The sequence below is a fragment of the Micromonospora pisi genome (assembly GCF_003633685.1).
GTDB lineage: Bacteria > Actinomycetota > Actinomycetes > Mycobacteriales > Micromonosporaceae > Micromonospora_G > Micromonospora_G pisi.
Genome location: NZ_RBKT01000001.1, coordinates 4,788,633 through 4,813,084 on the forward strand (window position 1 = coordinate 4,788,633; position 24,452 = coordinate 4,813,084).

The following is a 24,452-nucleotide window of genomic DNA, read 5'->3' on the forward strand; positions in this document are numbered from 1 at the left end:
AGGGGCCCTCGAGTGGAAGAGACTGTGGAGTACGCCCAGGCCACGGGGCTACTGAGCAGCGTGTGGCTGCTGGTGGCCATCCCCCTGGCCAGCGCGGCGATCCTCCTGCTGCTCGGCCGTCGGGCCGACCGGTGGGGTCACTGGCTGGGCGTGGCGAGTATCGGCGCCGCATTCGTGCTTGGCCTGACCTATTTCTTCCAGCTGCGCGGCCTGGACAACAAGTCCGTCGAGAGCAGCCTCTGGGAGTTCATCTCGGTCGGCAACTTCAAGGTCGACTTCGGCCTGCTCTTCGACCCGCTGTCCGGGGTCTTCGTGCTGCTGATCACCGGGGTGGGTTTCCTCATCCACCTCTACGCGGTCGGCTACATGGAGCACGACCCGGGCCGGCGTCGATTCTTCGCGTACTTCAACCTGTTCGTCGCCGCGATGCTCATGCTCGTGCTCGGCAACAACTACGTGATGCTCTACTTCGGCTGGGAGGGCGTCGGTCTGGCGTCGTACCTGCTGATCTCCTTCTGGTACGGGCGCCCGTCGGCGGCCACCGCCGGTAAGAAGGCGTTCCTGATGAACCGGGTCGGTGACGCCGGTCTGGCCATCGCCATCTTCATCATGTTCGCCACCTTCGGCACCACCCAGTACAACGAGGTCTTCAACGGGGTGATCGGCGGCGTCGACGCCGGCACCCTGGCCGGCGGCACCGTACTGGCGATCGGGCTGCTGCTGCTGCTCGGCGCGGCCGGCAAGTCCGGTCAGTTCCCGCTGCAGGCATGGTTGCCGGACGCGATGGAGGGTCCGACCCCGGTCTCCGCCCTGATCCACGCCGCCACCATGGTCACCGCCGGCGTCTACCTGATCGCCCGGTCCAACCCGATCTTCTCGGCGGACCACACGCTGCAGACCGTGGTGGTCAGCGTCGGTGCGCTGACGCTGCTGATGGGCTGCATCATCGGCGCGGCCAAGGACGACATCAAGCGGGTCCTCGCCTGGTCGACGGTGAGCCAGATCGGCTACATGTTCCTCGGCGTCGGACTCGGCGGTGGCGCGTACGCGCTGGCCATCATCCACCTGCTGGCGCACGGCTTCTTCAAGGCCAACATGTTCCTCGGCGCCGGTTCGGTCATGCACGGCATGAAGGACCAGGTCGACATCCGCCGCTTCGGCGGGCTCGCCAAGTACATGCGGATCACCTGGCTCACCTTCGGCGCCGGCTGGTTGGCGATCATCGGCATGTGGCCGTTCTCCGGCTACTTCTCCAAGGAGCCGATCATCGCCGCCGCCTTCGAGCGGCACGGCTGGACCGCGTGGCTCTACGGCGGAGCGGCCCTGCTCGGTGCCGGCCTCACCGCCTTCTACATGACCCGGCTCTTCGTGCTCACGTTCCACGGGCCGAAGCGCTGGACCGACGACATCGAGCACCCGCACGAGTCGCCAGCGATCATGACCATCCCGCTCATCCTGCTCGGGATCGGTTCGCTCGGCGCCGGCGCGCTGCTCGCCACCTCGGTGCCGGACTGGCTCGCCCCGGCGGTGCTGCCGGAGGCCGAGGAGGGAGCACACGGCGTGCTCTCGCACGGTGTGATCACCACGCTCTCGCTGGTGCTGACCGTGCTCGGTGCCGGGCTCGCCTGGCTGCTGTTCCGTAACGGCACCGCGCTGCAGCAGCAGCCGGTCGGGCCGGTGGTACAGGCCGCGCGGCGCAACCTGTACACGGACGCGTTCAACGAGGCGGTCTTCGAAAAGCCCGGCATCTTCCTCACCCGGGCCCTGGTCTACCTCGACAACCGCGGCATCGACGGGCTGGTCAACGGACTGGCCGCGGCGGTAGGCGGCGGCTCCGGCCGGCTGCGCCGGCTGCAGACCGGGTTCGTCCGGTCGTACGCGATGTCGATGCTCACCGGCGCCCTGCTGGTGGTGGCGGCGTTCCTGGCCCTGCAGATGGGATGGCTGGCCTGATGGAGGATTTTCCCTTCCTCTCCGTACTGACGCTGGCGCCGCTGGTCGGTGCCCTGGTCGTGGTGTTCCTGCCACGCAGCCAGCCGGAGCTGGCCAAGCGGGTCGCGCTCGTCTGGTCGGTCGCCGTACTGGTGCTCTCGATCTTCATGTGGGTGGCGTTCCAGGCCGGCGGTGACCGACTCCAGTTCCGCGAGTCGTACTCCTGGATCCCACGCTGGGGGGTCAACTTCACCTTCGCGGCCGACGGCATCGCGCTGGTGATGCTGATGCTGATCGCGATCCTGGTGCCGCTGGTGATCCTGGCCAGCTGGCACGACGCGGACAAGTCCAAGCGGTCGGTGCCGGTCTACTTCGCGCTGCTGCTGCTCCTCGAATGCACGATGATCGGCGTCTTCGCCGCCGCCGACGTCTTCCTGTTCTACGTGTTCTTCGAGGTCATGCTGGTCCCGATGTACTTCCTGATCGGAAGCTACGGCGGACACCAGCGCCAGTACGCGGCGGTGAAGTTCTTCCTCTACTCGCTCGTCGGCGGGCTCTTCATGCTCGCCGCGGTGATCGGCCTCTGGGTCGTCGGCGGCAAGACCTTCGACTGGCAGACGCTGCTCCAGACGCTGCCGCAGATGGACATCTCCACCGGTACCGAACGCTGGCTCTTCCTCGGCTTCTTCATCGCCTTCGCGATCAAGGCACCGTTCTTCCCCTTCCACACCTGGCTGCCGGACGCCGGTGGCGCCGCCCCGGCGGGTGCCGCCGCACTGCTGGTCGGTGTGATGGACAAGGTCGGTACGTTCGGCATCCTCCGCTACTGCCTGCCGCTCTTCCCCGAGGCGTCCCGCTGGTTCGCCCCCTGGGCACTCGCCCTCGGCGTGATCGGCATCATCTACGCGGCGCTGCTCGCGGTCGGCCAGAACGACCTCAAGCGGCTGGTGTCGTACACCTCGATCGCCCACTTCGGCTTCATCGGCGTCGGCATCTTCGCCTTCACCACCCAGGCCGGCACCGGCGCGGTGCTCTACATGCTCAACCACGGTCTCGCCACCGGCATGCTCTTCCTGGTGGTCGGCATGTTCGTGGCCCGCCGCAACTCGGCGCTGATCAGCGACTTCGGTGGGGCCGGCAAGATGGTCCCGGTACTGGCCGGGATCCTCTTCTTCGCCGGTCTGGCCTCGCTGGCGCTGCCCGGCACGGCACCGTTCATCTCCGAGTTCCTGGTGCTGATCGGCACCTACACGGTGAACAAGCCGGTCGCCATCATCGCCACGGCCGGCATCATCCTGGCCGCCGCGTACGTGCTGTGGATGGTGCAGCGCACCACGCAGGGCACCCTGAATCCGGCTCTGACCGAGGTCGAGGGAATGCGGCACGACATGAACCTTCGGGAGAAGGTCGTGGTCGCGCCCCTGATCGCGCTCATCCTGGTACTCGGCTTCTACCCGAAGCCGGTCACCGACGTCATCAACCCCGCCGTCAAGGCCACGATGGAGAACGTCGGCAAGTCCGACCCCGCTCCGACGGTCGGGCACCTTCCGGAGGCCGCGAAATGAACACGCTGCAGTTGCCCTCCATCAACTACGCGGCCCTCGCGCCGATCCTGATCCTGCTCGGTACGGCCTGCGTCGGGGTCCTGGTCGAGGCGTTCGTCCCGCGGCGCCTCCGGCACGTGGTGCAGCTCGTCCTCGGTCTCGCCGCCCTGGTCGCCGCCCTGATCGTGGTGGTGCTGGAGCGGACCACCCAGACGGTCACCGCCGGTGAGGCGGTCGCGGTCGACGGTCCCACCCTCTTCCTGCAGGGCGCGATCCTCGTGCTCGCCGCGATGGCGCTGCTGATGATCGGTGAGCGGACGCTGGAGCACGGCGGCGCCTTCGTCGCCCACGCCGCGGTGACCGTCGGCTCCGAGGAGGACCGGCGGCAGGCGAACGAGGAGGGTGGCTCCACCGAGGTCTTCCCGCTGACCATGTTCGCGGTCGGTGGCATGCTGCTCTTCGTCGCCGCCAACGACCTGCTCACCATGTTCATCGCGCTCGAGGTCTTCTCGCTGCCGCTCTACCTGCTCTGCGCGCTGGCCCGTCGCCGGCGACTGCTGAGCCAGGAGGCCGCGCTCAAGTACTTCATGCTCGGTGCGTACGCCTCCGCGTTCTTCCTCTTCGGCATCGCGCTCACCTACGGCTTCACCGCCGGTGTGACGAACGGCCAGCCGGGCGACGAGCCGGGCGGCGTCGACTTCGCCACCATCAGCAACGCCGTCGCCGACTCGTCGAACAACCGGATCCTGCTGGTCGCGGGCATCGCCATGATCAGCATCGGGCTGCTCTTCAAGGCCGCCGCCGCGCCGTTCCACGTCTGGACCCCGGACGTCTACCAGGGCGCCCCGACGCCGGTGACCGCCTTCATGGCCGCCTGCACCAAGATTGCCGCCTTCGGTGGTCTGCTGCGGGTGCTCTACGTGGCGTTCGCCGGAGCCGCCTGGGACTTCACCCCGATCCTCGGTGCTGTCGCGGTGCTGACCATGCTGGTCGGCGCGGTCCTCGCGGTCACCCAGACCGACATGAAGCGGCTCCTCGCGTACTCGTCCGTGGCGAACGCCGGTTACCTGCTCGTCGGCGTACTCGCGCTCACCCGCGACGGCCTCTCCAGCACGATGTTCTACCTCGTCGCGTACGGCTTCACCGTGATCGCCGCATTCGGCGTGGTGAGCCTGGTCCGGGACGCCGACGGGGAGGCCACCCACCTGTCCCGCTGGGCCGGCCTCGGCCGCCGCTCGCCGCTCTTCGCCGGGATCTTCACGTTCCTCCTGCTGGCCTTCGCCGGCATCCCGCTCACCAGCGGCTTCACCAGCAAGTTCGCGGTCTTCGGGGCGGCGCTGGACGGCGGGAACACCTGGATGGTCATCGCCGGTGTACTGACCAGCATGATCCTTGCCTTCCCGTACCTCCGGGTCGTGGTCATGATGTGGCTTTCCGAGCCGAGCGAGTCCACCCCGACCGTCTCGATCCCGGGAGGCCTCACCTCCGCCGCGCTGACGATCGGCGTGGTCGCGACGCTCGCCCTCGGAGTGGTTCCGGCACCGCTGCTGGACCTCGCCAACGGCGCCGCAGAATTCGTCAAGTGACCGGAATCACGACCCGGCACCTGGCTCCGCGCACGATGGATCCCGACCGCCCCCGGCCAGGGGTGGTCGGGCCGGTGTGGCATGGTTGAGAGCGTGGGGAGACCGGCTGACGGCCTGACGGGAATTGGGCTCGACTTCGTCGACGAGAAAGTCGAGGCTTCGGCCCTGGCGGTCCTCGCCTCGGTCGAGACCGAACTGCTGGCGAGCGTGGCGAGCGCCGACCCGCTCGTGACGGAGGCGGCCCGGCATCTTGTCGAGGCCGGCGGCAAGCGGTTCCGGCCACTACTGGTCGCCCTCGGCGCCCAGTTCGGCGACCCGACCTCCGAATTTGTGGTGCCCGCAGCGGTGGTGATGGAGCTCACCCACCTCGCCACGCTCTACCACGACGATGTCATGGACGAGGCCCTCGTCCGGCGCGGCGCCCCGAGCGCCAACTCGCGCTGGACCAACTCGGTGGCGATCCTGGTCGGTGACTACCTCTTCGCCCGCGCCGCCGACATCGCCGCCGACCTCGGCCCCGAAGCCGTACGCCTCCAGGCCCGCACCTTCGCCCGGCTGGTACACGGACAGATCGCCGAAACCGTCGGCGTACGAGCCGGCGAGGACCCGGTCGCCCACTACCTGAACGTCATCGGCGAGAAGACCGGCTCCCTGATCGCCACCTCCGCCCGCTTCGGCGGCATGTTCGGCGGCGCCCCCGAGGCACACGTCGAGGCGCTCGCCCGCTACGGCGAAACCATCGGTGTGGCGTTTCAGCTCTCCGACGACCTGCTCGACATCGCCTCGGACTCAGTCCAGTCCGGCAAAACACCCGGCACCGACCTGCGGGAGGGCGTGCCCACCCTCCCCGTGCTGTATGCGCTCGCCTCCGACGACGACGACGCCGCCTCCGTACGGCTCCGCGAGATCCTCTCCGTCGGCCCGGTCACCGACGACGCCCTGCACGCCGAGGCACTCGGCTTGCTCCGCGAATCGCCGGCCCTCAAACGAGCCCGCGAAACCGTCCGCAGCTACGCCGAAGACGCGCGCGAACAACTCACCCCGCTGCCAAGCTGCTCCGCCCGACAGGCCCTCGAGTCCCTCTGCGACTTCATCGCCGACCGGACTAGTTAGCTGGGCCTCGCTGCGCTCGGCCGGCTCGCTCCGTGTTAGCCGGCGCCAGCGGGGCTGGCGCGGCTCGCTCCGCTTCGCGCCGCCCAGTGCGGCGTCTTCGCCTGCGGGCGACGAAGGCTTCGCCTCGTCGTCCTCGGCTCCAGACGCCGCGGCGGCGCTCGGTCGACTCGCGACGTGGGTGCGGTTACTGCTGACTGACGTTTTGTTCGCCGTTCGGTTCGGCGTGGGCGGTGGGCGATGCCGCGAGGAGGACCGGACCATTGGTACGGGCCAGCAGCTTGCCGCCGTGGGTACCCCCGCCGTGCTGTCGGCGCGCTGAGGGCCACAGATCAGCCGTCACGACCCGTTCGGCGTACCCCGGCATTCGACCAGGGCCAGCGACCAGAAAGAGCCGGACGGCGAAGAGAGCGGCAGTCCGTTCTGACCGCGACCAACGTCGCGAGTCGACCGAGCGCCGCGCGGCGTCTGGAGCCGAGGACGACGCGGCGAAGCCGTCGTCGCCCGCAGGCGAAGACGCCGCATTGGGCGGCGCGAAGCGGAGCGAGCCAGCCGAGGCGCAGCCGAGGCCAGTCAGTCCGGTATGGGGTCGTTGTACTGGCCGGGCTTGCCGGCGTACAACTTGCCGTTCTGGAGGGGCCAGGCGTTGGCGGTGCAGCCGTGCATGCCGAGGGTCTGTTGCTGCATCACGGGCGCGAGTTCGCCCTTGCCGGGGCAGAGTTCGTGGCCATGGCCGAGCCGGTGACCGACCTCGTGGTTGATGACGTACAGCTGGTACTCGGCGAGGGATGCGCCGTAGTTGGGTACGCCGTGCGCCCAGCGGGCGACGTTGATGACGACGGAGTTGCCGTTGCGGCAGGAGGTGTAGCGGTCGTACCCGTCCTGGCAGAGCTGGTCGCGGGTCGCCGGGCTGGCGAGGTAGATCGTGAAGGCCGCTGTTTCGTTCGGTCCCACGCGTTGTAGTCGCCATTGGCCGTTGCCGGTCCAGCTTCGGGGGTCTCCCAGCGTGGTGACCACCGCGTCGGCGAACTCGTTGGCGGTGATGCCCTCGATCTTGTTCTCCACGGACACCCGGAACCGCAGCAGTTGTCCGGAGGTGCCATAGACCTTGCTGCGGCCGTCGGCGACCTGCCAGGTGCGGGGGCCCGTCTCGGGGTACGTCACCGGCTTCGGGGGCGCGACGGCCTCCTGCGACGGGGTGACGACGGGCTTGGGGGCCTGCGCGGAGGGCGCGGGGCTGCCGCTGCCGGCCGGGTTGGCGGCGGCGCTGGCGGCTGAGTTGGCCTGGGAGGGGTTGGGGTGACGGCCGGCCCCGGTCAGGCCGACCACGGCGATCGCCACGCCGACGACCACGGCCACTGCGGCGGGCGGTAGCAGGCGTCGGGTGGCGGAGGGCCTGCGGCGCTTTCCGGTGCGGCGGGCGGGCATGGACGGCTCCTCGTGGTTCGGGCGGATGGCGCCGGTGCGGTTCGGGCGAATCGGGGCGCTGATCCGGCCGTTGGGCGTACGGCGCCGACCGGCCCGGTCGTGTCGGGTCGGTGCGGGTCGGTTCCGGGGTGGGATGGGGTGACGGGTCCGGTCTGTGAGGGGGTGTGCGGGTGTCTAGGGGAGCAGGGCCGGGTCGGTGACCAGGTCGGCGAGCTGTTGGTCCGGGAGGACGGGGCGGCCGAGCGCGTAGACGCCGGGGCGGGGGCGGCCCGCCTGTTGCACCGTAACGAGTAGGTTTTTGGTGATGTACACGGCCTCGTCCACCGGGCCGGTCACCGGGTGCCAGCTGGCGATCCGTACGGCTGACCCGTTGCCGGCTGTGACCATCCGGCAGGTCTGCTCCTCGCTGTTTATCGGGGTGTCGCAGGGGTTGGCGGACACCCCGCCGGATGGGGTCTGGGCGGGCAGCAGTCGTAAGGTGAGGACGGCCGCGCGACCGTCGAGTTGGACCTCCAGCGACGCCCGGTACAGCTCCTTCGGCTTCTGCTCGTTGGTCGACGCCCGGGTGGCGGAGTGCCAGGTGGTCTCACGGGTGGCGTAGGTGCCGCCACCGGGGGCGGGGGTGGAGTCGCCCTGGGGCAGGGTGTATCCGGCCGGGATGGCGGCCGTGAGTCGGTCCATCGCGGCCAGTGCGAGGGCGCGGTAGTCCGGTGGTGGGCCGGTGGCCGGTGGGGTTGCCGTGACCATCGGGGTCGCCGCGTTCGGCAGGGGTGCGGCCGGTGCGGTGGGCAGCGCCGATCGTGGCCAACCGGGGAGCAGGGTGGCGATTCCGGCGGCGACGGTGACCAGTACGGCGGCGGCGACGGTCTGGCCGATCCGTCGGCGGCGGAGCAGTTGCCGGTTGCGGGCGAGGACGTCGTCGACGGGTAGTTGGATCCCCGGTGGCGGGCCGGCCTCGACGGCCCGCGAGAGCAGCTCCCGGATCGACGGCTCGGTCATCGGATCTCCTTCTTCGGAACCAGGCTCAGGGTGTCGGTCTGGTTCAGGGTCAACGAGCCGAGCTTTGACCGTAATGCGGCTAATGCCCGGTGTGTATGTGTCTTGACCGCGCCGGTGGTGATCCCGAGCAGGTCCGCGGTCTGCTCGACCGACATGTCCTCGAAGAAGCGCAGTACGAGGGTGGCGCGCTGTCGGGTGGGGAGGCCGGACAGTGCGTCGAGCAGAACTATCCGGTCCTCGGTGCGGCTGGCTGTGCTGCTGGTCGTGGCCCTGTCGTCCGGCAGTTCCCGTACCGGGTCCTCTCGCCGCCAGGCGCGACGGCGCTCGCTGATGAACGTGTGGAGCAAGGTGCGGTGGGCGTACTGGTCGAGGTGCTCGTACCGGTAGATCCGTGGCCAGGCCAGATAGAGCTTGGTGAAGGTGGCCTGCACCAGATCCTCGGCCAGGTGCCAGTCGCCGCACAGGAGGTACGCGGTAGCGCGCAGCCGGGTGCCGCGAGCCACGTAGAAGTCACGGAAGCCCTGGTCACGCGCGGCGGCCGGATCCCTGGCCCTCCCCATTCCGCTCCCTCCTGCCGTACGAGGGATAGAACGCGGGCGGGCGACGAACTGGTTGACGTGATCCAGCCCACTTTGGGACAACCTGCGCGACAGGAGCGGCACATGGGCCGGGCGGAGGAACTTACCGTGTCTGTCGCTGCACGCAGTGTCGCCGTAGATCTGGCATCCTCGATCCGAACGGGCATTTCGTAGTCGGCGGATTTTTCATATGGTGTAAGCCCCAGCGGCGGAGGTGGTTGTGCGCGACCCTCTGGCGGAACCTTCGGACCTGATCCGTAGCGTGTCCCGTGCGCTACGTGTTCTCGAAGCGGTCGGGCGCGCCCCGAAGGGCTTGACCGTGAAGCAGATTGCGCGACGGTGTGAGCTGACCGTCGCCACCACGTACCACCTGGTGCGGACGCTCGCGTACGAGGGTTACGTGATCCGGCGCGAGGACGGCACGTACATCGTCGGGCTGGAGGTGGCGGACCGCTATCGCGAGCTGGTGACCGCCTTCCGGGGTCCTCCGGTGGTGGGTGAGTCGCTCCGGCGGGCCGCGGTCGACACCGGCTACAGCCACTTCCTCGGCCGGTTCGTCGGCGGCCAGGTGGCGATCACCGCGGTGGCGGAGGGGCCACGGTCGCCGTACCTGGAGGATCTGGTGCCGGGCTTCGACGAGGGAGCCCACGCGACCGCCCTCGGCAAGGCCCTGCTCGCCACGCTCACGCCCGAGCAGCGCTTCCGCTATCTGCGGGAGTACGGCATGCGCCCGTTCACCACGGCGACGTTGACCGCGACCGACACCTTCGAGGCCGACCTGACCGCCGGTGACCGGCGCGGGATGCACCTGGAACTGGGGCAGTACCGGCAGGGGGTGGCGTGCGCCGCCGTGCTGGCGACGCCCGACAAGGACATGGAACGCCGGGTGGTGCTGGCCTGCGCGCTGCCGGCCGCGGAGATGATGACGTCGGCGCGGGTGGTCCGGGCGAAACTGCTGACCGTGGCCCGCGCGGTCGCCGACGGGCTCGCCACCGAGGTCTGACCCGAGACGGGACGACCCGCCGGTACCGGCGTGGTGCCGGTACCGGCGGGCCGTCACAGGAGGGTCAGCTGCCCACCGGGCCGCCGTCGAGGCGCCAGGTGACGACCACGCCCGGCTTGGCGAAGTCACCGTCCGGCCAGTTCGACGCCGGCTTCTCGATCGACGCACCGCTGATCTCGCCCGGGTGCTGTACGGCGACGAAGACCGAGCGGTTGTCCGTGCTGATGAACGGGCCGCAGGTCTCGGCGCCGACCGGCACGGTCAGGAACTGCTTGAGGTGACCCTTCTCCGGACCTTCGATCGCGGTGGCGAAGAGGCCGTCGTTGCTGCCGAGCTGGTTACCGTCGGTGGAGATCCACAGGTTTCCCGCACCGTCGAAGGCGACGTTGTCCGGGCAGGAGATCGGCGACACCTGGGTCTTGTCGTACCCGGCGAAGAACGTCGACGGGTCGGTCGGGTCGCCGCAGACGATCGGCAACGACCAGACGAAGCTCTCCCCGGTGTGGTCGCCCTTGTTCTCGACGATCTCCAGGATCTGCCCGTGCTTGTTGCCGTTGCGCGGGTTCGCCTCGTCGACCGCCGGGTTGGTGCCGACGCCCCGGTTGGTGTTGTTGGTCAACGCCACGTAGATCTTGCCGGTGAGCAACGACGGCTCGACGTCCTCCGGCCGGTCCATCTTCGTCGCGCCGACCGCGTCACCGGCGAGCCGGGTGAAGGTCAGTACGTCGGCGGCGGTCATGCCGGGCACGTACGAGGTGTTGCCCCGGACCAGCTTGATCCACTTGCCCTGGCCGTTGAACGCCCCGTCGGTCGGGAGCTTCCCGGAACCGTCGATCTCGTCGGCGCTGGTGTAGTCGAGCTTGGCGACGTACAGGGTGCCGGACTCCAGCAGGGTCAGGTTGTGCTGCCGGGCGGTCCACGAGTTGCCCTTGATGTACTTCTTGTCCGAGACGAACTTGTACATGTAGTCGAACCGCTCGTCGTCACCCATGTACGCGACCACGTGGCCGGACTTGGCGATGATGACGTTCGCGCCCTCGTGCTTGAACCGGCCGAGCGCGGTGTGCTTGCGCGGCTTCGCCTCCGGGTCGAGCGGATCGACCTCGACGATCCAGCCGAACCGGTGCGCCTCGTTCGGGTGCTTCGCCAGGTCGAAGCGCTCGTCGGCGCGCTCCCACTTGCGGCTGCCGCTCGGGTAGCGGGCGGTGGTCGGGATGCCGTACCGGGCCAGCTTCGGCTTGAGCGCCTCCGGTGCCCCGTCGCCACCGACGAAGTACTGGTTGAAGTTCTCCTCGCCGGAGAGCACCGTGCCCCACGGGGTGACGCCACCGGCGCAGTTGTTGAGCGTACCGATGGCGACCATGCCACGCGGGTCCGCCGCCGTCTTCAGCCAGGCCGAGCCGGCCGCCGGGCCGGTGAAGTCGAACCGGGTGTTCAGCGCGGTGATCCGCCGGTTGTACGGCCGCTTGCCCGTGCGGACCAGCCGCCACTCGCCGGTGTCGCCGACCCGCTCCACCTCCACCACGGAGAGGCCGTGCGCGGCGATGGTGGCCCGGACCTGTTCGACGGTGAGCGCGTCCAGCGAGGTGAAGCCCGGGAACATCAGTTCCTCGTTGGTGTACTCGTGGTTCACCACGAGCAGTGCCTTCTCACCCTTGCGGTCCAGCGGCAGCACGGCGACGAAGTCGTTGTTGTAGCCGAACTGCTTCGACTGGCGGGCTGCGGTCTGGTGGTGGATGTCCAGTTCAGGCGCGTCCGGCGCCACCGGGTCGCCCCAGCGGATCACCACGGAGTGGTCGTACCCGTTCGGCACGACCAGCGTGTCCAGCTTGTTCGGCGGGATCGACTTGAAGGTCAGGGCGCCGTTGCCGGGCGGGGTCTTCCGCGCGGTGAACGACTCGACGTCCGGCAGGGCCGGGGTCGAGCCCTCACCGGGCGCCGCGAGCGCGGGGGCCGCACCGGCGAGCGCACCGGCGGCCGCACCGCCGAAGCCGAGTACGAGGGCGCCGACCGCGCCGGCCCGGACCACTCCGCGACGGGTGACCTCGGCCTTGACCACGTCGCCGAAGTACTCGTTCTCCGACTCGTTCGGCACCGGGTGATCACAGGCGTTACCGCAGCGGTAGAGGCAGGTCATGGCACTGCGGCCACCATGACCGGTCGAGCCGAGCAGGGGGAGCAGCCGGGGACGGTCGTTCATGTGGGATGGCCTCCTTGGCTGGATCAAGCTGCATGTCGGTTCAGCGGAACGGCCCCCGGCGCACCGCTCGGGGAGAGCGGTGGGCAGGGGTGAGCCGCACGCTAGGAGCGCGCTGTGAGCGGCTTTCGGCGCTGTGGTGAACCCCACATGAACAGCCGCAGTTCCGAGCATCGATGGGCCGGTCGGCGGTGATCCCCTCGGACAGTCGGCCATGGGTCGATGGACCGCCCGGTCAGCGGTCGATGGACCGCTCGGGTGCCGGCGGCCGAACCAGCGGGCCCGCCCGACGGTGAACCGATCGGCACCGGACCGCGTGTAACAGTTGCGAGAGTGTCGGGACCACCGACGTCGGGTGCGGCAGCGAGGAGGTTGCCATCAGCGACCGGGACGCCGAGTTGCTGCGCGCGCTGCACGACGAGCACGCGGACGCGCTCTTCGCGCACTCGTTGCGTCTGGTCAACGGTGACCGCCAACGGGCCGAGGACCTGGTCCAGGAGACCCTGCTGCGGGCCTGGCGCCACCCGGAGGCGCTGGACCCGGCACGCGGCTCGGTCCGGGCCTGGCTCTTCACCACGGCCCGGAACCTGGCGATCGACGCCTGGCGTCGGCGCAGCACCCGGGTCGGCGAGGTGATCACCGACGACCTGCCGGAGCCGCCGCAACTGTCCGACGAGGCGGACCGGGCGGTGGAGGCGTGGATGGTCGCCGAGGCGCTCGCCCGTCTCTCCCCGACCCACCGTGAGGTTCTGGTGGAGTGCTTCTACCAGGGACGGTCGGTGGCTGAGGCGGCGTCGCGGCTCGGCGTACCGCCGGGCACGGTGAAGTCGCGGACGCACTACGCGCTGCGATCCCTGCGGTTGGTACTGGCGGAGATGGGGGTGACCCAATAGATGAGCGAGCGCGACGAGCGGTGTGAGTTTGCTTTTGACGACGGCGCGTACGTGTTGGGTGCACTCGCCCCCTCCGAACGCGCCGCGTACGAGCGTCACCTCGCCAACTGTCCGACCTGCCCGGCGGCGGTGGCCGAGGTCGCCGCCCTGCCGGGGCTGCTCGGCCGTCTCGACGTGGAGGGGCTGGCGCGGATCACCGGGCCGTCGCCGACCGTCGAGTCCCGGCTGCCGACCCTGATCGAGGCCGCGCGGTCGGTGCGGCGCCGGGAGCGGTCGGTGACCCGCTGGCGGTACGCCGGAGCGGCGCTCGCCGCCGCCTGCCTGGCGCTGGTGGTGGGGCTGGGCTCGGTCTGGCTCACCAACCCGGGAACACCGCCCCGGACCGACCTCCAGGTACGGATGGTCGCCATGCAGCCGGTCGCCGGGGCGGTGCCGGTCAGCGCCGAGATCGGGCTCAATGGCACGCAGTGGGGGACCGAGGTGACCATGCGGTGCGAGTACGGCGCCCGGACCGGCTACCAGAAGGCGTACACGTTCCGGCTGGTGGCGTACGGCCCGGACGGCGCGAGCGAGCAGGTGGGGTCGTGGCTGGCGGCCCCCGGCGACGAGGTCCACTTCACCGGGGCGACCCGGTTCTCCGGGGCGGAGCTGGTCCGGCTGGAGGTGCACCGGGTCGACGGGACTCCGCTGCTCGGTTACGACGTGCGCTGACGTCGACCCCCGGGTCGCCTCATGCAGCGCCAGGCGGTGCCGCTGGTCAAGGCGCCCGGTCGCCGCGCACCGGGCTGACGCGGGAGGCTAGACCGGCTCGGTCACCGCGACGGCGTGGACGGTGGCGCGGGCGGACCGGCGGGCGTGCCGGATCGCGTCGGCGGTGAAGACGATCAGGGCCAGCCAGACCAGGGCGAAGCCGGCCAGCCGGGCCGGCGGCATCGGCTCGTGGAAGATCAGCACGCCGAGGACGAGTTGCAGGCTGGGCGTGAGGTACTGCAGCATGCCGAGGCTGGTCAGCGGCAGCCGGTTGGCCGCACCGGCGAAGAGCAGCAACGGGATCGCGGTGGCGGCGCCGGCCAGCACCAGCAGGGTGGTGTGGGTGGCCGAGCCGTGGCCGAAGCTCAACTCGGAGTGCCAGGTCAGCCAGGCGAGGTAGCCCAGCGCGGGGAGTGCGAGCAGCGCCGACTCGACGAAGAGCCCCTCGGTGGCGGGCAGCCCGAGCCGCTTCTTCAGCAGGCCGTACCCGCCGAAGCTCAGTGCCAGGGTGAGCGCGATGTACGGCGGCTGGCCGTAGTCGATGGCGATGACCACAACGGCCAGGCCACCGATGCCGAGCGCGGTCCACTGCGTCGCGCGGAGCCGTTCGCGTAGCACGGTGACGCCGAGCAGCACCACGACGAGTGGGTTGATGAAGTAGCCGAGGGCGGTCTCCACCACCCGGTTGGCGTTGACCCCGTAGATGTAGACGCCCCAGTTCACCCCGATCAGCACGGCCGCGGTGGCGATGCCGGTCAACAGCCGGGGCTGGCGGACCAGCGCGCGCAGGAACGCCCAGTGCCGGGTGGCGGCGAGGATCAGCGCGACGAACGCCACCGACCAGATCACCCGGTGGGCGAGGATCTCCACCGCGCCGGTGGGCCGGAGCAGCTTGATGTAGAGCGGGAAGAAACCCCAGAGGACGTACGCGCCGAGTCCGTAGAGATATCCCAGGCGGAGCTGGTTCACTTCGCTACCGTAAGGGGCGGAGCCGGTTGGGTTCCTTATCGGTGACCGGCGTCACCCACGGTTGTGGACGCATCAGCTCCATCAGGTTCTGCGGCTTCGCCAGGGAGGTGAAGCCGACCTGCGCATAGACCCCGTGGGCGTCGTCGGTGGCGAGCAGCATCCGGTACACGCCGAGTTCGGTCACCGCGTCCCGGGCGGTCGCGGCCAGCCAGCCCCCGAGTCCCCGTCCCCGCTCGGCCGGGTCCACGAAGACATCGGAGAGCCAGGCGACGGTCGCCCGGTCGGTCACCACCCGGGCGAACGCGACCTGGATCCCGTCGCCCGGCCGGTACACCCCGAACACCATCGAGTTGGCGATCGCGCGGGCCGTCACCTCGTACGGGCGGTCACGCGCCCAGTAGGCCTCGGTCGACAACCAGCGGTGCACCCGGTCGACGTCGATCCGGTCGGGGTCGGTGCAGAGTTCGTAACCGTCAGTACGGGTGAGCGTCAACACCGGGCGACCGTAGTCCCGCCCCCCGCCCCCCGCGCCAGTCCAATTCCCGAACTCTGGTCAGTCGCGGTTGGTGACCATGCCGAGCACCCAGGTGACCACGCTGACGAAGAGCGCCCCGAGTACGGCGGCCGGCCAGAAGCCGTCCACCGCGAACGGCAGCTCCAACTGACCGGCGATCCAGCTGGTCAACAGGAAGAGCAGCCCGTTCACCACGATCGCGATCAGACCGAGGGTGAGCAGGTAGAAGCCGCAGCCGAGGGTCTTGATGACGGGCTGGAGCACCCCGTTCACAACCCCGAAGATCACCGCCACCAGGAGCAGGGTGAGTACCGCCTCGCCGATCGAGTCCGTACCCAGGGTGATGCCGGGGATGACGAGTGTCGCCAGCCAGAACGCGAGCGCGGTGGTGGCGAGCCGCAGCAGCAGGCCGGTCAGGAAATTCATGCCGGGGATCGTGCCACGGCACGCCCGGCAGCGCTGTCCCGGGACCTGCTCGTGCCCGGCCGGCGGGGCCGGTCAGCTCCGGGTCGGCGGGCCGATCAACTGGACCTCGATCGGGGTCGCGGAGAGCAGCGCCCAGCGCAGCACCCGACGATTCACCACGCCGACCATGTCGCCCCGGATCCGGGTCAGCCACTCTGCCGAGTCACCGAGTCCGAGCGCCACCCCGGCCAGCGCCGCCTCGTCGGCCCGCAGCGGTTGCAGGATCACCAGGTCGGCCCGGGAGACCGCGTCCGTGTCCGCCGGGGTCAGCCCGTCCCGAACCACCAGGCTCGCCTGCCAGCCCGGACCTGGCTGGGCCTCCGCGCCGACCGGCCCGACGTCCACCACGACCAGCAGCGGGTGCAGCGGGGTGCCGGGCGGACCGCCGACCTGACGGCCGGGCGGAATGAGCGGAATGGTCTCGCCCGGTGCGCTCACCGCCCGGACGAACGGTTCCCAGACCCGGGGCCGGGCGGTCTGCACCACCACCCGGGCGCCGAGGGCCATCGCCCGCAGCGCCACCAGTTGCGCGGCGGCGACCCCGCCGATCAGCAGCACCCGGGTCGGCTCGGCGCGGAAGAGCCGGACGGTGACCGCCGCCCCGTGCCGGTTCGCGCCGATCATCAGACCGGCCGTGCCGAAGGGGAGGTCGAGCAGGTCCACCATGGCCGACGCCGACCGCTGGGCGAGTGCGGCGGAGGGCGTACCGACCGGCAGCGTGGCCGCGAGGCCGTCCAACTGCTCCCCGTCGAGCCGCCGCCCGGTCGCGTTCTCGGCGGCGAGCAGCCGACGTAGGGCCTGGGTGGTGGCGGAGAGTCCGGCCGCGTTCTCGGCCGCCACCCGTACGGTGAGGTCCACCGGCACCGGGTCGCCGGCCGCGCCGCGCGGACCGGCGGCGAGCGACACCGTGGTCGCGGTGGCCGGTAATGCGAGCAGCCGGGGCACCAGCCGTCGGGCCGTCTCCGATTTCGGGTCGGGCCAGCGGCGCAGCCGGAAGGTCGTCTGCAGCAGGCCGCCCAACCGCACCGCCTGCCAGCTTTCCTGGGCCGGTTGCGCGCCGTCGTGGTGGGCCAACTCCGCGAGTACGCCGAGCGCGGCGCGTTCGCCCAGCGGACGCGCCGGCACCGGGGCGAGCCGCCGGCGAACCTTCCGGACGGTGCTGGAGAGCGCCCGCCGCAGGTCCACCTCGGACCAGCCCTCGGTGCGCACCACCCGGACCGCCAGCAGGGCCCGCTCGTGCCCGAGGAGCCGCCCGTCGGTGAGCTGCCGGTACGAGGTGGCGGGGGTGCCGCCACCGGCGCGCAGGGTCGGCGCGGGCGCACCGGCGAGGACGAGTTGGATCCGGACCGGCGGGGTCTGGGCGCCGGTCGCCGGCAGCAGGCTCGCCGGGCTCGGCAGTGACTGCGCGGTGTCGGCGAGTAGTCCGGTCGGGTCCCCGAGTTCGAGGACGGCGGTCAACCCGTACCCGTCGCTGATCACCGCGGCGGCGTCGCCGGCCAGGTCGACCGAGAGCACGCCCGCGCCGGGGGCGAGCAGGTCGAGCAGGGCGGCCGGGTCGGCGTTCGGGGCGAGGGCGCGCCGACGGAGCAGGTAGCGCGTGCCGACCGCGATCCATTCGAAGAGCCAGCGGCGGCGCAGCCGGAGCCAGGCGGTGAGCACCAGTACGGCGGCGCCGAGTCCGGCGGCGGTCAGCACCAGCGGCCCGTGTCCGGCGGCGGCCAGCAGCAGCGCCACCGCGCTCTGGGCGGCCACGATCTGCCCGGCGCGCTGACCGAGCGAGGTGCGGCGGACCGGGCCGACGGCGGTGGCGCGTCCGGCGCCCGGGTCGCCGTCCGGACCGGTCCAGCTCGACTCGCCGGTTCGGGCCAGGTCACCCGCCACACTCACCGTCACCGCGATAGCCTCCCGTGCATGGACCGCCCCCGGGCGTCCCCCCGAGACTCGCCGAGGGGCCTATCGTATGGGCCGGACACACCGGGGAGGGGCCCGCATGCCGTCTCGGCAGGACCAGTTGCACTCTTACCAGTTCATGGTCCAACGTGTCGTGGCCGCGCTGGTGATGCGGGAGACCGACCCGGCGCAGTCGCCGTTCCGACGGGCGGCCGGGGCGACCCTGGCCAGCGTCCTGATCGCGGCGATCGCGCTCGGCGGGGTCGGGGTCTACGGTGCGATCGTGGGCGGTGGCGGCAAGAGCTGGCGCGACCCGAACGCGGTGATCGTGGAGAAGGAGTCCGGTGCCCGTTACGTCTTCCGTGACGAGAAGCTGCACCTGGTGCTCAACTACGCGTCCGCGCTGCTGATCGTCGGTGGCGCGCAGCCGAAGACGGTGCTGGTGTCGCGCAAGTCGATCGACGGGGTGCCGCGCGGCAACACGCTCGGCATCAGCGGCGCCCCCGACTCGCTCCCGGCGGCGAACCGGTTGTCGACGGCGCCGTGGACGGTCTGCTCGACCGTGCTCACCGTGGACGGTACGGCGGCGCCGCGTTCGGTGCTGCTGGTCGGCGCCGAGGTCGGCGGCGGTACGCCGCTCGGCGACCGCGCGGCGCTGGTCCGGCATCCGGGCGGCGGGCTGTACCTGGTCTGGCACAACCGCCGGCACCTGATCCGGGACCCGGACCTGGTGCTGTCGGCGCTCACCTGGAACAGCGAACGGCCGACGCCGGTCGCTCCGGCGCTGCTGAACGCGCTGCCTGCCGGAGCCGACCTGGGGCGGGTGCCGATGGCGGACCAGGGCAAGCGGTCGGTGAAGGTGGAGGGTGCCCGGATCGGTGAGGTGTTCGTGGTGGAGAGCCAGGGTGGCGGCCGGCAGTACGCGGTGGCCAAGCGGGATGGCCTGGCCGGGATCACCCAGGTGCAGGCCGACCTGCTGCTGACCGCCGTCGGGCAGGATGATCCGACGCCGATGTCCCAGGGCGAGTACGCCCGGGTGGCGAAGGTGGACCCGCTGGACTCCGAGGATCCCGGTGCGCCCCCGGCGAACCGGCCGGAGCTGGTCCCGGCCGAGGACGGCGGGATCTGCGGCGAGGTACGTGACGACGGCGGTGTGCACCAGGTGACGACCGGATCGAAACTTCCGGATCTCACCGACGCGGCGCGGACCGCGGCCCGGTCCGCGCAGGGTGCGGCGCTCGCCGACCACATTCTGGTGGAGCCGGGTCGGGGTGCGGTGGTGGAGGCCGCCGCGGCGCCGGGGTTGGGTGGTGGGGCGATCTCGGTCATCACCGACCAGGGCCGGCGGCACGCGGTGACGAGCGCCGACGTGCTCGCGATGCTCGGCTACGGCAACGCCAAACCGCTTCGTCTGCCGGCCAGTCTGGTCGCCCTGGTGCCGGCCGGCGAGGCACTCGACCCGGCCGCTGCCCGCGCGCCGGCCACTCAGGACTGAGCGGCCCGTCAGGGCGACAGTTATCCACAGGGCGCGGTCAGGGGCTACCGGGCATGGGCTCGGCCCGCTACGGTCAGCGACGGAGTTCGCCGTACGGCGTGCCTGTCGGGCCGGCCGGGGAACGAAATACCAGCGCGGCGTCCACTGTGGTCGCCGTGGGCGCGACGATCGAGGGAGCGGGGTGACGTCCGGGGTGTCCCAGACGCAGGCAGAAGCCGCGGTGATGCAACAGACCGCGAAGAAGTTCGAAGATGTGGACCAGTCGCTGCAGTCGATGCTCAACAGCCTGATGAACGAGCTGGAAGGGCTCCAGCAGGCGTGGCGTGGCGCGGGCGGTCGCTCGTTCGAGCAGGTCAAGCAGCAGTGGGCGGCCGACCAGGCGAAGCTGGGGCGGGCGCTGCGCGAGACGGCGGGTGCGATCCGCACCTCCGGCCAGCAGTACGACGCGTCGGACAGCGAGGCGGCCAGTCGGGTCGCCAACACCAACCGCGGCATCCAGCTGCCGCTCTGATTCCCGGGGGAGGATCCAACCGATGAACGATGGCGTGCTTGTCGTCAGTTTCACCGCGTTGCAGCAGGCCAGCGCGGACATCCAGCGGGCGCTGAACACGCTCGACTCGCAGCTCGGTCAGCTCGAGCGCGACGCGGCTCCGCTGGTCGCCACCTGGTCCGGTGAGGCGAAGGAGGCGTACGAGCAGCGGCAGGCGAGCTGGCGTTCGGCCTCGCTCGACCTGAAGAACATGCTCCGTGACATCAAGGTCGCCGTGGACGATTCCGCGGCCGACTACCAGAACACCGAGAAGCGGAACACCAGCCTGTTCCAGTGACACCGCACCCGCCGAAGGCGCTGCCGGCCGCTCACAGCCGGTAGGCCGGCGGGAGAGGGAACAGACTGGTTTGGCGGTCCGGCCGGCGTCGCTACGCCGGCCCGGCCGGCTGCCAACCGCGCCGGGCGCCCCGGGGCAGCACCACCGCCAGGAACAGCGCCAGCGCGGCCAACCCACCGGCCACCCCGGCCAGCCAGAGCGCGCGAACGCCTGCCTGCTCGCGCCGGTGCTGCCGGGCTACCGCCACCGGATCCGCCTGGTCGGCCGGGAGCGCCGCCGCCGTCGGAGCCGCACCGGCGGGCCGGGTGTCGGTCAGTGCCCGGTACGGGTTGAGCACCCCGCTGCCGTACGCGTCGCTGCGCCCGCCGTCCGGGGCCGGATCGGCGCTCGCCACGATCCGGGCGACCACCTCGGCGGCGGGCAGTTTCGGCTGGTACTGCCGGAGCAGGGCGGCGGTGGCCGCTACGAAGGGTGCCGCGTAACTGGTGCCGTCGTTTCGGCTGTGTCCCGGACCGGCGGTGGCGGCCAGCACCCCGACCCCGGGGGCGACCAGGTCCACCCACGGCCCGGTCTGGGAGAACGAGGCATGTACGCCGTTCTCGTCGACCGCCCCCACGCCGAGCACCCCGTCGTAGGAGGCGGGGTAGGGGCGCGGGTTTCCGGTGGTGTAGCGGTTGCCGACCGCGGCGACCACCACCACGTTTCGTGCGATCGCGTACTCGATCGCGGTCCGGACCGCCCGGTTGTCCTCGTACAGCACGACGGAGAGGTTGAGTACGTCCGCGTCGTGGTCGACCGCCCAGCGGATGGCCTGGGCGAAGCCCGCCTCGCTGACCGTCCGGCCCTGCTGCTCCCCGCCGATGTCCTGCTGCTCGCTGATCCGTACCGGCATGATCTTCGCCTCCGGGGCGAGTCCGTGGAACCGGACGCCGTCGCGTGCGCTCGCCGCGATGATGCTCGCGACGGCGGTGCCGTGGTAGACGCAGTCGTCGGTTCCGTCGCCGCCCGGGTCGAGCAGATCGGTCCCGTCGGTGACCCGCCCGCGCAGTTGGGGATGCTTCTCGTCGACCCCGGAGTCGATCACCGCCACGGTGATGCCCGCGCCCGTGGCGAGCGGCGCGAGCCGGTCCGGCTGGTAGCGGCGCTGGGCCCACGGTTCCTCGGCGACGAACTTCCCCGGTGTGGCCCGGGTGGTGCAGTCCAGGGCGACACGCCGTGCGGCGCCCGCCGGTGCGGGTGCCGCCCCGGCCGGTCCGGCGGGCAGCACGAGCACCGCCAGCACGACATGGGTGAGGGCGAGACCTAATCTCCGGCCCGGCATCGTCCGCCTCCGAAAGTGTGTCGGGTTCGCGACCGGATGTTATCCGTGTGGTATCGGCCACGGCACCCACCGCCGGGCTGACATCGTGATCTCGTGCCAACCTTGTAGGTTGTACGCGGTACCTGTGGCCTCTTCGTGGAAAGGAAGGTGGCCGTGACGGAATGGGAGCCGGCCACCGAGGCCGAGGCCGCTATGCGGGACGCGCTACGCGCGAATGATCAGGAACGGTACTTCAGGATTCTGGCCCGTACCGAACTGCTGCTGCCGGTCTCCGCGAACGCGCTCGCCGGGCACGCGCCGATGGGCTGGGGGACCTGGACCACCAGCGGCCGGACCCACGTACTCGCGTTCACCTCCGTGAACGCCATGCAGGCATGCCTTGGCGACAGCGCCGGCCCGACCCGGCGTACGGGTTACCACGAGCTGGCCGGTAACTGGCCGAACCTGGAGTGGTGGCTCGCGGTCAACCCCGGTCTGCCGGTCGAGGGTTACCTGCCGGCGTGGTTCGTTTCGCAGCTCGCCCGGGGTGACGTGCGGTTGCCTGGCCGGACCATAGGTGCCCGGGCCCGGTTGGAGCGGGCCGAGAGCGCCGCCCGGGCCCGGGCCACCGCGGTCGTACCGGGGCGTCCGCAGACCCAGGACCCGGCTCCGGAGCAGGCCGCACCGCCACTGCCGACGCGACCGTCGCTCGGGGCGGCCGTCGATCCGCTGACCGGTGCGAACGGCGGATACCCGGCCAACGGGGCGGCACCGGAAAAGGCGTATCCGCAGCCCGGTGGAGAGGCGCCCGGTCAACTCGGCGCCGGACACCCCGGTCGTGACCGGAACGGCAATGGCGGCGACGGCCCGGCGAACTTCTTCACCTCCATACCGCGGTCGGCACGACCCGCAGCCGCCCCGACCGGGGCCGTGAACGCCGCCCCGACCGGGGCCGTGACCCAGGAACTTTCCGGCTGGTACGCGGCGGCGAAGTCCGCCGAGCCGGCGCCCGAGCCGGAACCCGCGACACCATGGCTGAGCGGGACCACGGCCGGCGCGGGCACCGTGCCGGCGGCCCCGACCAGGTCGGGGTGGACCCAGGGGGCACCCGCCGAGGCGGATCTGACCATGGCGATGCGTCGTCCGGGTCTGTCCGGGGATGCTGAGCTGACCACGGCGATGCCGCGTCCGGGTTTGTCCGGGGATGCTGAGCTGACCACGGCGATGCCGCGTCCGGGTTTGTCCGGGGATGCTGAGCTGACCACGGCGATGCCGCATCCCGGGACGCCCGCCGAGGCGGATCTGACCATGGCGATGCCCCGCCCCGCACCGGTTGCTGACCGTGCCCCGGTCGATCCGGCCGTGCCGGCACCGCTGCCCACCGCGCGGCCACCGGCGGATCCGACACCGGTCGGCTACGGATCGACCGACTCCAGCCTCACCGACCTGACCCCGGTCGACCCGGCGTTCGCGGACTACGCCCCGGTCGACCCGGCGTTCGCGGACTACACCCCGACCGAGCCGGCGTTCGCGGACTACGCCCCGGCCGAGTCGGCCTACGCTCCGGTCACGGCCGCCTACCCCGAGGTCGCCCCGGCCGATCCGGTGCCGGTGGTGTCCGCGCTGCCGCCGGACTTCGTGCCCGCCAACGACGTCGAGGAGAGCCTGCTCACCGCAGCCGGTGACGGCAGTACCGACACGTTCCTCTCGACGTTGCTGCTGGCCAGGGTGCTGTTGCCGGTGTCTGCCGCGGCGACTCCCGGAAGCCGCCCCGGGGACGAGGGCTTCGTCTGGAACACCGAACGGATGGACGGCGAGACGTACGTGGTGGTCTTCACCTCCCCGGAACGGCTGGCTGACCACCTCACCACGTCGACCGAGACGGTCAGCGTGAAGTTCGTCCAGGTGATCCGGAAATGGCCGGACACCGAGTGGTCCTTCGCGGTGAACCCGGGCACGCCAGTCGGCGCGAAGCTGCCCGGATCGCAGATCGTCGCGCTCGCCAACTGGGCGGCCGAGGTCGGGCTCGGCGACGACACCGGCCCGATCGAGCAGGTCGAGTCACCGGCCGCAGAGGAAACACCACGCTCGACGTACGCGCCGGCACGGGAAGATCCGGGCCGACCGACGATGATGCAGAAGACCATCGCGCCGAGCCAGGTCATCTACTACCTCGAACGCGGCTACGACCGGGTCTCCGGTTTTGTCCACCGGGCCCCCGAGGTGGCGCATCTGAACACCCCGGCGAAGCTGCACGCCGCGCTCGGGCTCGGCTACGCGAACTCGCCCTTCGCCCGGGACGCCGACGAGATCTACGTGCTGCGCTGGCCGGCGTACCGACCAAGCCTCTACCGCATTCCGTACGGCGGGCAGTCCGAGGCCGCGATGCGGGCGATGGAGGGCTGGGTCATCGAGCGGCCACCGTTCCGGGGCAACGGTTTCGCCCCCGGCGAGAGCAGCGACGTGGTGGCGGAGTTCAAGGTGGACAGTGCCCGGCTGCCGCACGGCGCCGAACTGTGGCGGATCGGCTCGGACGGCACCGAGGCGCTGATCGCCACGTTCGACGCGGACGCGCCGAGCTGGCAGCGGGTGGAGACACCGTGATGCGGGACGGTTACGTCGCCCGTTGGCGCGGCCAGGAGTACGAGGTCAGCCCGGACGGCGACGAGGTCCGGCTCTACCAGGTCCGACCCGACGAGGGCTTCAGCGAGGTACGCCCCGGCCGGTTCGTGCGGGTGGTGCCGGTGGCCGAGGTCGAGGAGCTGGCGTACGTGCGTACCACCTGCCGGTGGAAGGGTGAGCCGTTCATCGTGCTCGCAGAACACGACACCTGGCTGCGGGTGGAGTACACCGGTGGACGGTGGCCGATCGCCGAGGCGATGGGGCTGGAGGCGTTCGACTTCGGCGTCTACCAGGGCTGGGCGCCCGCCGCCGAGGTCACCGACCTGCGCGAACAGCGGGCCTGACCGCGA

Annotated in this window: 21 protein-coding genes; 12 read left to right on the forward strand and 9 right to left on the reverse strand. The window is 71.0% G+C overall.

Annotated elements, in window-relative coordinates; all coding sequences use genetic code 11:
* Window positions 1-12: 12 nt before the first annotated feature.
* From nuoL to BDK92_RS20355, 4 genes are all read left to right on the forward strand, one after another.
* The gene (gene nuoL, locus BDK92_RS20340) at window positions 13-1,953 is read left to right on the forward strand and encodes an NADH-quinone oxidoreductase subunit L (protein WP_121158152.1); all 1,941 of its coding nucleotides are present in this window, start codon (window positions 13-15) and stop codon (window positions 1,951-1,953) included.
* A complete protein-coding gene (locus tag BDK92_RS20345; RefSeq protein WP_121162420.1) occupies window positions 1,953-3,497 on the forward strand; it encodes an NADH-quinone oxidoreductase subunit M in 1,545 nt (514 codons plus the stop codon). The genes nuoL and BDK92_RS20345 overlap by 1 nt, the downstream gene beginning before the upstream one ends.
* Window positions 3,494-5,062 carry an NADH-quinone oxidoreductase subunit NuoN gene (gene nuoN / locus BDK92_RS20350; RefSeq protein WP_121158153.1) on the forward strand — a complete coding sequence of 523 codons (1,569 nt, stop codon included), beginning with the start codon at window positions 3,494-3,496 and terminating at the stop codon, window positions 5,060-5,062. The genes BDK92_RS20345 and nuoN overlap by 4 nt, the downstream gene beginning before the upstream one ends.
* Before the next feature lie 81 nt (window positions 5,063-5,143).
* A complete protein-coding gene (locus BDK92_RS20355; RefSeq protein ID WP_121158154.1) occupies window positions 5,144-6,175 on the forward strand; it encodes a polyprenyl synthetase family protein in 1,032 nt (343 codons plus the stop codon).
* Between the two features lie 570 nt (window positions 6,176-6,745).
* On the opposite strand, the gene BDK92_RS20365 is transcribed toward BDK92_RS20355, so the two are convergent.
* From BDK92_RS20365 to BDK92_RS20380, 3 genes are all read right to left on the reverse strand, one after another.
* Entirely contained in the window at window positions 6,746-7,600 is an 855-nt protein-coding gene (locus BDK92_RS20365) for a DUF3152 domain-containing protein (protein ID WP_121158156.1), read from the reverse strand.
* 174 nt (window positions 7,601-7,774) lie between these two features.
* The gene (locus BDK92_RS20375; RefSeq protein ID WP_121158158.1) at window positions 7,775-8,599 is read right to left on the reverse strand and encodes a hypothetical protein; all 825 of its coding nucleotides are present in this window, start codon (window positions 8,597-8,599) and stop codon (window positions 7,775-7,777) included.
* Complete coding sequence (locus BDK92_RS20380; RefSeq protein ID WP_121158159.1) at window positions 8,596-9,159, reverse strand: SigE family RNA polymerase sigma factor; 564 nt, start codon at window positions 9,157-9,159, stop codon at window positions 8,596-8,598. The genes BDK92_RS20375 and BDK92_RS20380 overlap by 4 nt, the downstream gene beginning before the upstream one ends.
* A gap of 238 nt (window positions 9,160-9,397) precedes the next feature.
* Between BDK92_RS20380 and BDK92_RS20385 the strand changes: the two genes are divergently transcribed.
* Window positions 9,398-10,180, forward strand: a complete 783-nt coding sequence (locus tag BDK92_RS20385) for an IclR family transcriptional regulator (RefSeq protein WP_121158160.1) — start codon at window positions 9,398-9,400, stop codon at window positions 10,178-10,180.
* A 64-nt stretch (window positions 10,181-10,244) separates the two neighbouring features.
* Here the strand turns inward: BDK92_RS20385 and BDK92_RS20390 are convergent, their stop codons facing one another.
* The gene (locus BDK92_RS20390) at window positions 10,245-12,380 is read right to left on the reverse strand and encodes a PhoX family protein (protein WP_121158161.1); all 2,136 of its coding nucleotides are present in this window, start codon (window positions 12,378-12,380) and stop codon (window positions 10,245-10,247) included.
* A gap of 395 nt (window positions 12,381-12,775) precedes the next feature.
* Here BDK92_RS20390 and BDK92_RS20395 point away from each other — a divergent pair, with 395 nt between their 5' ends.
* Complete coding sequence (locus BDK92_RS20395; RefSeq protein WP_246017143.1) at window positions 12,776-13,270, forward strand: sigma-70 family RNA polymerase sigma factor; 495 nt, start codon at window positions 12,776-12,778, stop codon at window positions 13,268-13,270.
* Window positions 13,271-13,981, forward strand: a complete 711-nt coding sequence (locus BDK92_RS20400; RefSeq protein WP_121158163.1) for an anti-sigma factor family protein — start codon at window positions 13,271-13,273, stop codon at window positions 13,979-13,981. It abuts the gene before it with no gap.
* A gap of 87 nt (window positions 13,982-14,068) precedes the next feature.
* Here the strand turns inward: BDK92_RS20400 and rarD are convergent, their stop codons facing one another.
* From rarD to eccE, 4 genes are all read right to left on the reverse strand, one after another.
* Complete coding sequence (gene rarD, locus BDK92_RS20405) at window positions 14,069-14,989, reverse strand: EamA family transporter RarD (protein WP_121158164.1); 921 nt, start codon at window positions 14,987-14,989, stop codon at window positions 14,069-14,071.
* A 4-nt stretch (window positions 14,990-14,993) separates the two neighbouring features.
* Window positions 14,994-15,485, reverse strand: coding sequence for a GNAT family N-acetyltransferase (locus tag BDK92_RS20410; protein WP_121158165.1), 492 nt, complete (start codon window positions 15,483-15,485; stop codon window positions 14,994-14,996).
* Between the two features lie 57 nt (window positions 15,486-15,542).
* Window positions 15,543-15,929 (reverse strand): phage holin family protein, encoded by a 387-nt coding sequence (locus tag BDK92_RS20415; protein WP_121158166.1) that lies wholly within the window; start codon window positions 15,927-15,929, stop codon window positions 15,543-15,545.
* Window positions 15,930-16,001: 72 nt separating this feature from the next.
* On the reverse strand, window positions 16,002-17,861 hold the full coding sequence (gene eccE / locus BDK92_RS20420; RefSeq protein ID WP_246017145.1) for a type VII secretion protein EccE: 1,860 nt from the start codon (window positions 17,859-17,861) through the stop codon (window positions 16,002-16,004).
* Between the two features lie 97 nt (window positions 17,862-17,958).
* Here eccE and eccB point away from each other — a divergent pair, with 97 nt between their 5' ends.
* From eccB to BDK92_RS20435, 3 genes are all read left to right on the forward strand, one after another.
* Window positions 17,959-19,353 carry a type VII secretion protein EccB gene (eccB, locus tag BDK92_RS20425; RefSeq protein WP_121158167.1) on the forward strand — a complete coding sequence of 465 codons (1,395 nt, stop codon included), beginning with the start codon at window positions 17,959-17,961 and terminating at the stop codon, window positions 19,351-19,353.
* Window positions 19,354-19,546: 193 nt separating this feature from the next.
* Window positions 19,547-19,864 carry a WXG100 family type VII secretion target gene (locus BDK92_RS20430; RefSeq protein WP_121158168.1) on the forward strand — a complete coding sequence of 106 codons (318 nt, stop codon included), beginning with the start codon at window positions 19,547-19,549 and terminating at the stop codon, window positions 19,862-19,864.
* 22 nt (window positions 19,865-19,886) lie between these two features.
* On the forward strand, window positions 19,887-20,180 hold the full coding sequence (locus BDK92_RS20435; RefSeq protein WP_121158169.1) for a WXG100 family type VII secretion target: 294 nt from the start codon (window positions 19,887-19,889) through the stop codon (window positions 20,178-20,180).
* Window positions 20,181-20,271: 91 nt separating this feature from the next.
* On the opposite strand, the gene mycP is transcribed toward BDK92_RS20435, so the two are convergent.
* Window positions 20,272-21,501: a type VII secretion-associated serine protease mycosin gene (gene mycP / locus BDK92_RS20440; protein WP_121158170.1), complete on the reverse strand. Its 1,230-nt coding sequence runs from the start codon at window positions 21,499-21,501 to the stop codon at window positions 20,272-20,274.
* Between the two features lie 153 nt (window positions 21,502-21,654).
* Between mycP and BDK92_RS20445 the strand changes: the two genes are divergently transcribed.
* Both BDK92_RS20445 and BDK92_RS20450 read left to right on the forward strand, forming a co-directional pair.
* Window positions 21,655-24,084 (forward strand): SseB family protein, encoded by a 2,430-nt coding sequence (locus BDK92_RS20445; RefSeq protein WP_121162422.1) that lies wholly within the window; start codon window positions 21,655-21,657, stop codon window positions 24,082-24,084.
* On the forward strand, window positions 24,081-24,446 hold the full coding sequence (locus BDK92_RS20450; protein WP_121158171.1) for a hypothetical protein: 366 nt from the start codon (window positions 24,081-24,083) through the stop codon (window positions 24,444-24,446). The genes BDK92_RS20445 and BDK92_RS20450 overlap by 4 nt, the downstream gene beginning before the upstream one ends.
* Window positions 24,447-24,452: the final 6 nt, after the last annotated feature.

Coding starts and splice junctions, on each gene's coding strand:
- BDK92_RS20435 (WP_121158169.1), top strand. CDS start 19,887: ATGAACGATGGCGTGCTTGTCGTCAGTTTCACCGCGTTGCAGCAGGCC.
- BDK92_RS20345 (WP_121162420.1), top strand. CDS start 1,953: ATGGAGGATTTTCCCTTCCTCTCCGTACTGACGCTGGCGCCGCTGGTC.
- BDK92_RS20415 (WP_121158166.1), bottom strand. CDS start 15,929: ATGAATTTCCTGACCGGCCTGCTGCTGCGGCTCGCCACCACCGCGCTC.
- mycP (WP_121158170.1), bottom strand. CDS start 21,501: ATGCCGGGCCGGAGATTAGGTCTCGCCCTCACCCATGTCGTGCTGGCG.
- BDK92_RS20390 (WP_121158161.1), bottom strand. CDS start 12,380: ATGAACGACCGTCCCCGGCTGCTCCCCCTGCTCGGCTCGACCGGTCAT.
- BDK92_RS20355 (WP_121158154.1), top strand. CDS start 5,144: ATGGTTGAGAGCGTGGGGAGACCGGCTGACGGCCTGACGGGAATTGGG.
- eccB (WP_121158167.1), top strand. CDS start 17,959: ATGCCGTCTCGGCAGGACCAGTTGCACTCTTACCAGTTCATGGTCCAA.
- BDK92_RS20375 (WP_121158158.1), bottom strand. CDS start 8,599: ATGACCGAGCCGTCGATCCGGGAGCTGCTCTCGCGGGCCGTCGAGGCC.
- nuoN (WP_121158153.1), top strand. CDS start 3,494: ATGAACACGCTGCAGTTGCCCTCCATCAACTACGCGGCCCTCGCGCCG.
- BDK92_RS20380 (WP_121158159.1), bottom strand. CDS start 9,159: ATGGGGAGGGCCAGGGATCCGGCCGCCGCGCGTGACCAGGGCTTCCGT.
- BDK92_RS20400 (WP_121158163.1), top strand. CDS start 13,271: ATGAGCGAGCGCGACGAGCGGTGTGAGTTTGCTTTTGACGACGGCGCG.
- BDK92_RS20365 (WP_121158156.1), bottom strand. CDS start 7,600: ATGCCCGCCCGCCGCACCGGAAAGCGCCGCAGGCCCTCCGCCACCCGA.